Annotated in this window: 11 protein-coding genes; 4 read left to right on the top strand and 7 right to left on the bottom strand. The window is 74.4% G+C overall.

Translation table 11 applies throughout. The annotated features are described in order from the left end of the window. Positions 1 to 34 precede the first annotated feature (34 nt). Positions 35 to 562 (top strand): cupin domain-containing protein, encoded by a 528-nt coding sequence (locus ABD979_RS15975; RefSeq protein ID WP_345508493.1) that lies wholly within the window; start codon positions 35 to 37, stop codon positions 560 to 562. 36 nt (positions 563 to 598) lie between these two features. Here ABD979_RS15975 and ABD979_RS15970 read toward each other — a convergent pair whose 3' ends face one another. Both ABD979_RS15970 and ABD979_RS15965 read right to left on the bottom strand, forming a co-directional pair. Then, complete coding sequence (locus ABD979_RS15970; RefSeq protein WP_345508492.1) at positions 599 to 2,974, bottom strand: ComEC/Rec2 family competence protein; 2,376 nt, start codon at positions 2,972 to 2,974, stop codon at positions 599 to 601. Positions 2,975 to 3,057: 83 nt separating this feature from the next. After that, complete coding sequence (locus ABD979_RS15965; protein ID WP_345508491.1) at positions 3,058 to 4,110, bottom strand: helix-hairpin-helix domain-containing protein; 1,053 nt, start codon at positions 4,108 to 4,110, stop codon at positions 3,058 to 3,060. Positions 4,111 to 4,265: 155 nt separating this feature from the next. Here ABD979_RS15965 and purU point away from each other — a divergent pair, with 155 nt between their 5' ends. Next, positions 4,266 to 5,108: a formyltetrahydrofolate deformylase gene (gene purU / locus ABD979_RS15960; protein ID WP_345508490.1), complete on the top strand. Its 843-nt coding sequence runs from the start codon at positions 4,266 to 4,268 to the stop codon at positions 5,106 to 5,108. Positions 5,109 to 5,245: 137 nt separating this feature from the next. Here the strand turns inward: purU and ABD979_RS15955 are convergent, their stop codons facing one another. From ABD979_RS15955 to ABD979_RS15940, 4 genes are all read right to left on the bottom strand, one after another. After that, entirely contained in the window at positions 5,246 to 5,857 is a 612-nt protein-coding gene (locus tag ABD979_RS15955) for a glycerol-3-phosphate acyltransferase (RefSeq protein WP_345508489.1), read from the bottom strand. Beyond that, a complete protein-coding gene (locus ABD979_RS15950; RefSeq protein ID WP_345508488.1) occupies positions 5,854 to 6,747 on the bottom strand; it encodes a DegV family protein in 894 nt (297 codons plus the stop codon). The genes ABD979_RS15955 and ABD979_RS15950 overlap by 4 nt, the downstream gene beginning before the upstream one ends. Positions 6,748 to 6,801: 54 nt before the next feature. Further along, a complete protein-coding gene (gene leuS, locus ABD979_RS15945; RefSeq protein ID WP_345508487.1) occupies positions 6,802 to 9,735 on the bottom strand; it encodes a leucine--tRNA ligase in 2,934 nt (977 codons plus the stop codon). 195 nt (positions 9,736 to 9,930) lie between these two features. After that, a complete protein-coding gene (locus tag ABD979_RS15940) occupies positions 9,931 to 10,578 on the bottom strand; it encodes a lysoplasmalogenase (protein WP_345508486.1) in 648 nt (215 codons plus the stop codon). A gap of 121 nt (positions 10,579 to 10,699) precedes the next feature. On the opposite strand from ABD979_RS15940, the gene ABD979_RS15935 reads away from it, so the two are divergent. Then, complete coding sequence (locus tag ABD979_RS15935) at positions 10,700 to 11,074, top strand: thioesterase family protein (RefSeq protein WP_345508485.1); 375 nt, start codon at positions 10,700 to 10,702, stop codon at positions 11,072 to 11,074. 40 nt (positions 11,075 to 11,114) lie between these two features. Further along, on the top strand, positions 11,115 to 12,020 hold the full coding sequence (locus ABD979_RS15930) for a hypothetical protein (RefSeq protein ID WP_345508484.1): 906 nt from the start codon (positions 11,115 to 11,117) through the stop codon (positions 12,018 to 12,020). On the opposite strand, the gene ABD979_RS15925 is transcribed toward ABD979_RS15930, so the two are convergent. Beyond that, positions 11,972 to 12,583, bottom strand: coding sequence for a hypothetical protein (locus tag ABD979_RS15925; RefSeq protein WP_345508483.1), 612 nt, complete (start codon positions 12,581 to 12,583; stop codon positions 11,972 to 11,974). The two genes, ABD979_RS15930 and ABD979_RS15925, sit on opposite strands and share 49 nt — an antisense overlap. Between the last annotated feature and the right edge of the window lie 34 nt (positions 12,584 to 12,617).

The raw sequence follows: 12,617 nt of genomic DNA, 5'->3' as shown, positions 1-12,617 counted from the left end.
GACGGTCGGGGACGGATCGGGGATGATGGGCGTCATGCGCCCGCCCCTCGCCGACCTCCTCGACCTGCAGCCCCACCCGGAGGGCGGCTGGTTCCGCCAGACGTGGGCCTCACCCGAGAGCGTCTCGCTGCCCGACGGGCGGGTGCGGCCGACCGCCACCCTGATCCACTTCCTGCTGCCCGCGGGCGAGGCGTCGGCGTGGCACCGGGTCCGCTCCGACGAGGTGTGGCTCGCGCACCGGGGGTCGGTGCGGCTCGAGATCGGTGGTGCCGGCGCACACCCCGGCAGCAGAGCAGGCGCGCGGTCGGCCACCCTGGGGCTCGAGCTCGACGCGGGCGAGCAGGCCCAGCTCGTCGTGCCCGCCGGGCACTGGCAGCGCACCGTCCCCGGCAGCGCGGACGCCCTGGTCAGCTGCCTCGTCTCGCCCGGCTTCGACTTCGCCGACTTCGAGCTGGACGACGACGACCCGTCGCGCGAGGGAGCGGACGACGGCGTGCCGCGGGCACCCGCAGGCCCTGACGACGACCCGGTCGACCCCAGCGCGCCGGTCAACCCGGCCTGACGACGGGGCGCACCCGGTCGCCCCGCACCCCTCGCCTCACCTCCGGACGACCCGCGCGAGGCCGTCGTCGGCGACGACGGCGAGATCGCCCTCCAGATCGGTGCGGTGCACCTCGAAACCCCTGTCCTGCAGGGCTTTCAGGGTGGCCGCTGCGGGGTGGCCGTAGTCGTTGCCGGCGCCGACGCTCACGAGCGCGAGCCGGCCGTCGACCTCGTCGAGCAGGCGGTCGTCGCGGTTGGCCGACCCGTGGTGCGCCACCTTGAGCACGTCGACGTGGCCCCAGCGGCCGGGGGCGAGGCGCGAGGCGTGCAGCACCTGCGCGGCCGCCTCGCGCTCGACGTCGCCGGCCAGCAGGAGCGTGAGCCCCTGCACGTGGACGGTCAGCACGACCGATGCGTTGTTGGGCACCGAGCCCGCGTCGATCCGGCGCGCGGGCCACCACACGTCGGCCTCGACCGCCCCGACGGAGACGTGCTCGCCGGCGTGCAGCTCAGCGATCGGCACACCCGCCCCGCGGGCGAGCCGGGCCACGCGGGCGGCCTCTTCCGGAGGGTCGCGCACCGGGGTGGCCCGGATCTCGGCGACCGACCGCTCGAGCACGGCCGACACGCCACCGACGTGGTCGGAGTGGTAGTGCGTGAGCACGAGCAGGTCGACGGCCCGCACCCCGATGCGGTCGAGGCACCCGCGCGTGGCGGCAGGCTCGGGACCGGTGTCGACGACGACGGCGTGCCCGTCGCCGGTGTCGACGACGAGACCGTCACCCTGCCCCACGTCGCAGACGACGAGCACCCAGCCCGGGGGCGGCCAGGCGAGCACGGCCGTCGGAACCGCCGACCCGGCCGCGAGCACGACGACCGCCAGCGCGACGGTCGGTCGGCGCCGTGACCGGTGCCAGGCCCAGGGGGCGACGGCGAGCCCGGCGACGGTGATCCCGGCGAGCAGGACCGCGGCGCCGGCGGAGTCACCCCAGGCGAAGCTCCCGGCGGGCAGGCCCGCGCTCCACCGAGCCACCGCACCGATGCCCTGGGCCGGCAGCGCCGCCAGCCATGCGAGCACCGCCGCCACCGGCACGGAGCACACCGAGAGCAGGGCGACGGCGACCCCGATCACCGTGGTCGGGCCCACGAACGGCGCGGCCAGGAGGTTGGCGAGGACCGCCACCACCGACACGCTCCCCTGCAGCGGCACCACGAGCGGTGCGCACACGACCTGCGCGACGACCGGCACCACCAGGACCGGTCCGAGCGGTCTGACGGGCCCGGGCAGCCACCGCGCCAGCCGCTCGCCCCACGGGCGGGCGAGGACGAGCAGCCCGAGGGTCGCGACGGCGGAGAGGGCGAAGCCGAACGACCGGGACAGCCAGGGGTCCCACACGAGGAGCACGACGACGGCGCCCGCGAGCGCCGGCGGACCGGCCCGACGCCGTGACGCCGACAGGGCGAGCAGTCCGACGAGGCCCATGACGGCGGCGCGGACGACGCTCGGCTCGGGGCGGGCGACCACCACGAACGCCGCGAGCGCCAGGCCGCCGACCGGTGGCCGCCACCGTCGGCGCACGCCGACGAGCGAGCTGAGCCAGCCCACCGACGCGAGCACGAGCGTCACGTTGCTGCCCGACACCGCGCTGAGGTGCGTGAGGCCCGTCGCGAGCATGGCCGTGGTGAGCTCCGGCGGGGTGCGTGACACGTCGCCCACGACGAGCGCCGGCACGAGGCCACGGGCATCGGGCCAGAGCCCGTCGGTCGCGTCGCGCAGTCGCCCGCGAGCCACCTCGGCCGCGGCGAACACTCCGCCGGCCGGCGCCACGACCCGGACGGGCCCGCGCGGCGTGGCGACGGCGACGACATCGTCGCCGGTCTCCGCCGGCCCGAGCCGCAGCACGGCCGTCACCTCGTCGCGCCAGCGCACCCGGGACCACGTCGGCTCACGAGAGATCACGAGCACCGGAGTGCCGACGTCCGCGGCGTGCCCCCGGCCGACGACGCGCGAGACCTCGACGCGGACGAGGACGAGCCCCGGCGCGGCCCCCGCGCCACCAGCACCACCGGCACCACCACCGCGGTCGCGGCCTCGGTCACCGGCCACCGGGCGCGGCTCGGCCACGACGACGCCCTCGACGGCGACGACCGCCCGCTCGGCCGCCAGGCGCTCGACCGGGCCCGCCGAGCGCAGCGCCCGATGGCCCGCGGCCGCGCCCAACGCCAGCCCGAGCACGGCGAGCACCGCCGCGACCTCGCGCCCGCGGGCCCTTCGTCGCGCGGCGCCCGCGGCGAGGACGAGGCACGCACCCGCCGCGACCACCACCCACCGCAGGTCGGCGAGGAGGCCCCAGAACGCCACGACGGGCCAGGCCACGAGCGCCGGCACGAGCAGCCGCACGTCGAGACGACGGTGCTCCCTCGGACGCACCCGCCGCACCGGCGACCGACCGGTGAGCACGACGAGTGAGGGGCCGCCCGGTCGACCAGGCAGTCGGTGGAGCGGCAGCCGGCTCACAGCGTGACCCGGTCGCGCAGCTGCGCCATGAGCTTGTCGCCGATGCCGCTCACCTCCCCCAGCTCGTCGACCGAGGTGAAGCGGCCGTGCTCGGTGCGCCAGTCGAGGATGCGCTGCGCGAGCACCGGCCCGACGCCCGGCAGCGCGTCGAGCGCCGCGGCGTCCGCCGCGTTGAGGCTGACCGGCGCCCCGGAGGAGCCACCGCCTGACGAAGGCGCCGGGCCCTGCACCGGGCCCGGCACCGGGGCGGGCACCTCACCGGTGCGCGGCACCCGCACCTGCTCGCCGTCGACGACCGGCCGGGCGAGGTTGACGGCCGAGACGTCCGCGCCCGGACGCGCGCCGCCCGCCCGGGCGATCGCGTCGGCGACGCGGGCGCCCGCCGCCAGCCTGACGAGGCCGGGGCGCACCACCTGGCCCACGACGTGGACCACGACCACGGCACCTGCCGTGCCACCCGCCGCACGGCCGGTCGACCCGGCCGTCCCCGTCGCACCTGCTGCGCCCGCCGCGCCGGCAGTCCCTGCCGCGCCCGCCGTCCCTGCCGTTCCCGCCGCCGACGACGGCTGCACGACGCGGACGCTGCGCCCCGGACCGGGCGCGACGTCGGAGCCCTCGACCGAGCGCTCTGCCCACAGCACGCGCAGCACGAAGAGGCAGCCCACGGCCAGCGCGAGCGCGAGCAGCGCGACGACGGCGGCGCTGCTGACGCCCCGTCGCCCGCCCCGCAGCTCGTCGGGCAGCGTCAGCAGGGCGGGACGGCGGGCCCGGCGCAGGTCGGCGTCGACGCGCGCCACCTCGTCCCGCTCATCCGCCCCGGGCCGCCCCCTCGCGAGCCCGACCCCGTCGCGGAGCCGCGCGGCGACCGCCTGCACCGGCCCCACCCGCTTCGGCCCCGCCCGGACCAGCCCCGTCGGCGAGGGCGGGCGACCGCCGACCCCCTCAGGTGGGAGCTCCGGCTCCTGGGGCACCCACCCGGCCGACCCCGAGCCGAGCACGCGCGCCACGCGCTCGAGGTCGGCAGGTCGACGGGAGGGACGGGGCGGCATACCTGCACGGTAGGAAGCCGACCGGCCCGGCGCGCCCACCCCGACGCGGGCTGGGGACAACCCCGTCCGGTCGGAAGGGGGTGTGGACGGCCGACTCCTGAGACGCCCCGCGCGTCGATGCGGGCGGGCACGCACGACTGGTCCAGACTGCTCCAATGGCCAGGCACATCATGACCCTCACCTGCGACGACCGTCCCGGGATCGTCGCCGCCGTCTCGGCGGCGCTGCTTGCCGTGGAGGCGAACATCGTCGAGAACCAGCAGTACTCCGACGAGGACACCGACCTCTTCTTCATGCGCACGGTCTTCGACGCCGAGCCGGACGAGGTCGAGCAGGTGCTCGAGGCGGTGCGCGAGAGCCCGGCCATCGCCCACCACCACCTCTCGGCGCGCCCCGAGGACGAGCACTGCCGCACCGTCATCCTCGTCAGCAAGTTCGACCACTGCCTGCTCGACCTACTCCACCGCTGGAAGTCCGGCGACCTGCCCATCGACATCGTCGGGGTCGTCAGCAACCACGAGGACTGCCGCGGGCTCGTCGAGTACTTCGGCCTGCCCTTCACCGTCATCCCCGTCACCCGCGACACCAAGAACGAGGCCGAGGCCGAGCTGCTGCGCCTCGTCGAGGCCGAGGACGTCGGACTCGTCGTGCTCGCGCGCTACATGCAGATCCTCAGCGACGGCCTGTGCCGCGCGCTCGAGGGGCGCGCCATCAACATCCACCACTCGTTCCTGCCCGGCTTCAAGGGCGCCAAGCCCTACCACCAGGCCCACGACCGGGGGGTCAAGCTCATCGGAGCCTCCGCGCACTACGTGACGGCCGACCTCGACGAGGGGCCGATCATCGAGCAGGACGTCGTGCGCGTCACCCACGCCGAGTCGCCCGACCGGCTCGTCGCCATCGGCCGCGACGTCGAGCGCCGCGTGCTCTCGCGCGCGGTGCGCGACCACGCGGAGTCGCGGGTCTTCCTCTCGGGTCACCGCACCATCGTCTTCTGAGCCGCCGCTCCCGTATGCCGTCCGGCCCGGTCGGTGCGCACCGGTAGGTAGCGTGCGGGCCTCGCTCGCGCAGGCCCGGGACGTCCTGTCGGCCGTGGACGCCGACCCTCCCCCCGAACCGCTCGCGGGGATGTCCGTCAGGCGTTCTCGTCGAGGTGCCGCTGGCGCCACCAGCCGAGCACGTTGTTCCGGTGCCGGGCGAGGACGAGCAGTGCGATCGCCAGGAGCCACAGGGCGGTCCACGCATCACCGGGCGCGTGCCCGGTCCAGATGAGCGCCGCCACGACGATCATGGCGAACGCCCCGAAGATCGAGCCGGCCGCGACCCACCGCGTCAGCGCGACGGCCACCGCGAAGACGACCACGACGACGAGCGCGACCCACGGGTGCACGCCGAGGATGGCGCCGAGCGTCGTCGCGACCCCCTTGCCGCCCCGCCCTCGGAGGAAGGGCGACCAGACGTGCCCGAGCACGGCCGCGATCCCGACGGCATACGCCGCGTGCGGCCCGACAAGGTGGCCGGCGACGAGGGCGGGGACGAGCCCCTTGAGCACGTCGAGCACGCCGACGACGACGCCCCACTTGCGGCCGAGCACGCGCCCGGCGTTCGTCGCACCGGGATTGCCCGACCCGGACGACGCGAGGTCCGTGCCGAGGAGGCGGGCGATCGTCGTCGCGGGGTTGAGGGCGCCGACGAAGAAGGCGGCGACGACGCCACCCGCCCAGGCGAGCACCGTGCCGACGCTCACGAGCCGGCGGTCTCGTCCGGATCCGACTGCGGCAGCGGCTCGCCGGGGCGCGGTGACACCGCGATGGCCACGGTTCCCGGTCCGACGTGCGCCCCGACCACGGCCCCGAGCTCGACGACCGTCACGTGCGGCGAACCCGGCACCATCGTGCGCAGCTCCGCCGCGATCTGGTCGGCCCGCGCCCGGGCGTCGAGGTGGTGGACGGCGAGGTCGACGATCCGCCCGCCCCGCTGCACCTGCTCGACGACCATGGCCTCGATGCGTGCCACGGCCCGCGAGGACGTGCGCACCTTCTCGACCGGCACGATGCGCCCACCCCGCACCGCGAGGATCGGCTTGATCGCGAGGGCCGAGCCCAGCAGGGCCGACGCGGCGCCGATGCGACCGCCGCGGCGCAGGTGCTCGAGCGTGTCGACGTAGAAGAGCACCCCCGACGGGCCGAGCCGCGCGCGGGCGGCCTCGACGACGGCGCCGGTCTCCGCTCCCCCGGCCGCCACCTCGGCCGCCTCGAGGACGGCGAAGCCCATGGCCATGCCGATCGTCGCGCTGTCGACGACCTCGACGGGCACGGGCGCCTCGCCGGCCGCCAGGCGCGCGGCCTCGACCGTGCCCGACATCTGCGAGGACAGGTGGATCGAGACGACGGCCGTGGCCCCGTCGTCGGCGAGCCGCCGGTAGGTGTCGGCGAAGACCTGCGGGGTCGGGCGCGACGTCGTGACGATCGTGTAGTCGCGCAGCGCCGCCGCGACCTGCGTGGCCGAGATGTCCTGCCCCTCGACGTGGTCGCGGCCCCCGACGACGACGTGGAGCGGGACGACCTCGATGCCGTGCCGCTCGACGAGCTCCTGGGGCAGGTAGGCCGTCGAGTCGGTGACGATCCTCGTGGTCACGTCCCGCTCCTCTCCGTCGCGGTGGCTCGGACGGTCAGTCAGGTGGTCAGGCGGTCACAGCGGGACGACGTTGACGAGCTTGGGCGCCCGCACGACGACCGTGCGGATCCCGCCCTCCGTCGCCGCCTTCACCTTGTCACGGCCGAGGGCCAGCTCGCGCAGCTCGTCCTCGGTGATGTCAGGGCTCACGTCGACGCGGTCGCGCACCTTGCCCTTGATCTGGATGACGCAGGTCACCTGCTCCTGCACGATCTTCGCGGGGTCGCTGACGGGGAAGGACGCATACGCCACCCCACCCGCGTGGCCGAGCCGCTGCCACATCTCCTCCGCGATGTGCGGGGCGACCGGAGCGAGCATCAGCACCATGGCCTCGACGACCTCGCGCGGCGGTGTCTCGAGCTTGGTCACCGCGTTGTTCAGCTCGATCAGCTTGGCGATCGCCGTGTTGAACCGCAGTCCCTCGAAGTCCTCGCGGACGCCGGCGATCGTCTGGTGCAGCTGGGTCGTCAGGGCCTGGTCGACCACGACGTCGGCGACGCGCAGCTCACCCGTCGTCTCGTCGACGACGTTGCGCCACAGGCGCTGCAGGAAGCGCTGGCTGCCGACGACGGCGCGGATCTCCCACGGCTTGCTCAGCTCGAGGGGACCCATCGACATCTCGTAGACCCGGAAGGTGTCGGCGCCGTAGGCGTCGTACATCTCGTCAGGGCTGACCGAGTTCTTGAGCGACTTGCCGATCTTGCCGTACTCGCGGTTGACCGGCTGCCCCTCCCACGTGAAGGTCGGCTCGGCGCCGTGGCCGCCCGGGTGCTCCTCGACCTCCGACGCCGTGACGTACTGGCCGCGGCTGTCGGTGTAGGCGTAGGCCTGGATGTAGCCCTGCGAGAAGTACTTCCGGAAGGGCTCCTCGCTGTGCACGTGCCCGAGGTCGAAGAGCACCTTGTGCCAGAAGCGCGCGTAGAGCAGGTGCAGCACGGCGTGCTCGACGCCGCCGACGTAGAGGTCGACGCCGCCGGGGTCGCGGGTGCCGGCCGGGGCGCCCTCGACGGAGCGGTCGTGCCGGCCCAGCCAGTAGGCCTCGTTCTCCGGGTCGACGAACGACTCGTGGTTGGCCGGGTCGAGGTAGCGCAGGTAGTACCAGCACGATCCCGCCCAGTTGGGCATGGTGTTGGTCTCGCGGCGGAACCGGCGCAGCCCCCGGCCGTCGCCGAGGTCCTTCTCGACCTCGACCCACTCGGGCACGCGCGACAGCGGCGGCTCCGGGCTGCTCTGCGCGTCGTCCGGGTCGAAGGTCTTCGGGCTGTAGTCGGGCACGTCGGGCAGCGTCAGCGGCAGCTCGTCGGCGGGCACGGCGTGGGCGACGCCGTCCTCGTCGAACATGATGGGGAACGGCTCGCCCCAGTAGCGCTGGCGGCTGAAGAGCCAGTCGCGGATGCGGTAGCTGATCGTGCCCTCGCCCAGGCCCGCCTCCTCGAGGAAGGCGATGACGCGCGCCTTGGCCTCGGCGACGTGCAGGCCGTCGAGCGAGATGCGCCCGTTGGCGGAGTTGACGGCGACACCGTCGCCGAGGAACGGCTCGTCGTCGGGGTGGCCCTCGGTGGGCTGCACGGTGCGCACGATCGGGATGTCGAACTTCTCGGCGAACTCCCAGTCACGCGTGTCCTGCCCGGGCACGGCCATGATCGCGCCGGTGCCGTAGCCCATCAGCACGTAGTCGGCGACGAAGACCGGAACCCGCTCTCCCGTCACGGGATTCGTGGCCCATGACCCGGTGAAGACACCGGTCTTGTCCTTGCCCTCGGTCTGGCGCTCGACGTCGCCCTTGCGCGAGGCCGCGAGCTGGTATGCCGTCACGGCCTCCTTCGGCGAGCCCGCGGCGGTCGCGTCCGCGCCCGTCCAGGCGTCCTTCGTGCCGTCGGGCCAGCTGCCTTGCGGCACCAGCGAGTCCACGAGCGGGTGCTCCGGGGCGATGACCATGAAGGTGGCGCCGAAGATCGTGTCGGGGCGCGTCGTGAAGACGTCGATGCCGCTGTCCGCGCCGTCGGTCGTCACGACGGGGAAGGTGATGCGGGCACCCTTGGACCGGCCGATCCAGTTGCGCTGCATGAGCTTGACCTTCTCGGGCCAGTCCACCCCGTCGAGGTCGTCGGCCAGCCGGTCGGCATACGCGGTGATCCGCATCTTCCACTGGCTGAGGTTGCGCCGGAAGACGGGGTAGTTGCCGCGCTCCGAGCGGCCGTCGTTCGTGACCTCCTCGTTGGAGAGCACGGTGCCGAGACCGGGGCACCAGTTGACGGGCGCCTCGGAGGTGTAGGCGAGCCGGTGCTCCTCGAGCGCCCTGGCCTGCTCCGTCGGCGTCAGCTGCGCCCAGGCCCGGCCGTCGGGCAGCGTGCGCTCCCCCGACTCCAGCTCGTCGACGAGCTCGCTGATCGGACGGGCCCGCCCGCGACCGCCGTCCTCGCGCACCGCGTCGGCGTCGTACCAGGAGTCCCAGATCTGCAGGAAGATCCACTGGGTCCAGCGGTAGTAGTCCTCGTCGATCGTCGCGAAGGTGCGGCGGTTGTCGAAGCCCAGCCCGAGGCGGCGCAGCTGGCGCTTCATGTTCGTCATGTTCTCCTCGGTGGTCTTCCGAGGGTGCTGCCCGGTCTGCACGGCGTACTGCTCCGCCGGCAGGCCGAAGGCGTCGTAGCCGAGGGCGTGCAGGACGTTCTTGCCGAGCATCCGGTGGAACCGGCTGTAGACGTCGGTCGCGATGTAGCCGAGCGGGTGGCCGACGTGGAGCCCGACCCCGGAGGGGTAGGGGAACATGTCGAGGACGACGAGCTTCTCGCCGCGTGCGGCGACCTTCTGCGGCTCGGCCCAGGGGCCGGCGGGGTTGGGCGCCTCGAACGTGCCCTCCTCCTCCCAGCGGTCCTGCCAGGCGGTCTCGATCTGCTGCGCCATCGCCGCGGTGTAGCGGAACGGGGTCTCGTTCGTCTGCTCGCTCATGTCGTCTCTCTCGTCGCTGCTCGGTCGGGGCAAAAGAAAACCCCTCGCACAGGAGGGGAAGCCGCGTTGATGTCGGGAGTCCCGACCTTCGTCAACGCGGCTGCGGAAGGAGCAGCAGGCCAGCCATGCGCCCAAGGTTAGCGCAGCCCCCTCCGGCGCCCCACGGCACACGGCCGCGGGTCGGCTCACGTCGGGTCAGCGGAAGAGGCCGACGACGATCAGCGTCTGGGCGACGTGGTAGCTGACGACGACCGTGAGCGGCGCCCACCGCCGCTCGCGCACGAAGCGGTCGTGCCCGAGCACCGCGTCGGAGGCGGCGAAGACGACGGCTCCGAGCAGGACGAGCCAGTCGCCGTGCCAGGCGGCGACGAGGACGAGGGCGCTGAGCGCGAGCTGGTAGGCGAGCACCGGGCCGCGGTCGGGGCTCGCGCCCCGCACGATCGCGCGCCCCACGCGCGCGTGCAGGAGCAGCAGGGCCGGCACGGCCGCGAGCAGCCACCACGGGAACCCGTCGGGCCCCCCGGTCTCGACGATCGCCAGGACGTAGGCGACGTGGGCCAGCAGGAAGGCACCGAGCCCGACGAGGAAGCGCGCCTCGGTCGCGTGCAGCAGCGCGACGTCACCGACGAGGGAGAAGCCGAGCGCGACGAGCACGGGCAGCAGGCGGGGCGAGTCGAGCGCGTGGCCCTCCCAGTAGAGCGACGTCGCGAGCCCCATGAGCAGCAGCACGACGAGCGGCTTGGTGACGCGCTCGACGAGGACGTCGCCGCGCAGCACGGAGCGCCAGTCGAAGATCGCCGTCACCGCGAGGGCGACGGCGAGGACCCACAGATGGGTGGTCACCGCCCCACGTTCCCAGCCGGGGCCCAGGTTGCCGGCACCGACACGCGGCAGGCGGCACCCACCAGTCGAGACGTCTCGGGGTGGTTTCGGCGGTTCCCCAGTTCTCTGTCAGACTCGACCAATGCCCATGCGCAAGTTCCAGCACACGGTCACCCCCGACGACACGGCAGCCCGTGTCGGCAGCGGCGACCTCGACGTCCTCGCGACACCCCGCCTCATCACGTGGTGCGAGAACGCCGCGTTCCAGGTCTGCCGGGGCAGCGTCGACGCCGAGCACACCACGGTCGGCACGATGATCCGGCTCGAGCACGTCAAGGGCAGCCCCGTCGGTGCCGAGGTGACGGTGCTCTGCGCGGAGCCGATCAACGACGGGCGCCGCCTCGTCTGCCACGTGGCGGTGCAGGACGCGGAGGGCGACGAGATCGCGCGCGGCGAGGTGCACCGTGCGGTCGTCGACCCGGACCGCTTCATGAGCAAGTGCCAGCGCCTGGTCTGAGGCGCAGCCGCCTCCCAGCCTCGCCCGGCACGATGGGGCCGTGACGCCCGGTCTGGTCGGTGCCCTCGTCGCGGCCGTCGCCTACGGCGCCGCGACCGTCGCGCAGGCCGTCGGCGTGCGACGCGCGTCCGCCGTCCCCGCCGGGAGCCCGCTCCGCGTGCGGGCCCGGGCCGCGTGGCCGTATGCCGTCGGGCTCGGTCTCGACGGGCTCGGCTTCCTCGCGTCCGTGGCGGCGCTGCGCACCCTGCCGCTCTTCCTCGTCGAGTCCGCGGTCGCGTCGTCGGTCGCCGTGACCGCCGTGCTGTCCGTGCTCCTGCTCGGGCTCCGGCTGGGCGCCGCCGAGGTCGTCGGCCTCGTGGCCGTCGCCACGGGCCTGACGGGGCTCGCCCTCGCCGCGCAGGACGGGTCACCGACCGAGCCGGGCGGCGGGGCGACGCCGTGGCTGCTCGTCGCCGCGGCCGTCGTGGGCGCCCTGCTCGTCGCCGGCTGGCGCGACCCCGTGCGGTGGCGCAGCGCCGCGCTGCTCAGCGTCGCCGCCGGCCTGGGTTTCGGTGGCGTCGGGGTGGCTGCCCGGCTGCTCGAGGTGCCCGCCCCGGCCTGGGGGCTCGTCACCGACGGCCTCGCCTGGGCCCTCGTTGCGCACGCCGCGCTCGCGACCGTCGCCTACGCCCTCGCCCTCAGCCGCGGGCGGGTGACCACGGTCGCCGCGCTCACCTTCGCCACCGAGACGGTGGTGCCGGCCGGCGTCGGGCTCGCGCTGCTCGGCGACCACGTCGTGCCCGGACGCGGCGTCGTGGCCGCCGTCGCCTTCGCGGTGACCCTGGCCGGGTGCGTGGCGCTCGCCGGGCGGGCCGAGCCGGAAGCGGACGGGGACAGGGACGGGGACGGCGACGGCCGTCAGATGACGAAGGCGTCGCCGTCGCGACGGAACCCCAGCGCCTCGTAGTACGGCTCGACCATGTCGGGCGGCGGCAGCACGCGCCGGAAGCCCCGACGCCGGAACGGCCCGTCCGGTCCGAAGACGAACTCCCCCGGTGTCACGTCGCGGTGGCGCGGCGTCACCCAGTCGAGCAGCAGCTGGGCCGTGCCGTGCCCGGCGTCGCGCACGAGCACGACGCCGACCATCTCGTCACCGCGCAGCACGAGGTAGGACGGGTCGCCCGCGAACGGGTCGTGCACGAAGTGCGGGTTGTAGCGGCGCACGTCGGCCTCGTGGACGCGCAGCACGTGGCGCAGGTACGTGTCGTCGCCCGCCACCTCGAGCACCTCGTAGACGTGGCCGTCGTGCTGCTCGCGCGACATCCGCACGAGGTAGGTGAGGTTGATCCCGGCGAGCACGACGTTGAGGCCCACCATCGGCCACACGTGGTTGAGGGCGTTGTAGGCGATGAGCACGACGCAGCCGACGAGGTTGATGACGCGCAGGCGGCGCAGGCGGGTCTGGAGCAGCGACCACACGAGCACCGCCGATCCGAGCCACCCGATCGCCTCGAGCCACCACGAACCCATGACGCGACCCTAGCCGGGCACGGGCCCCGCCGGA

It is taken from the genome of Terrabacter aeriphilus (assembly GCF_039542985.1).
GTDB classification, from domain to species: Bacteria; Actinomycetota; Actinomycetes; order Actinomycetales; family Dermatophilaceae; genus Terrabacter; species Terrabacter aeriphilus.
Note: the sequence above shows the minus strand (reverse complement) of the source record. Positions and strands in the feature narration are given on the sequence as shown.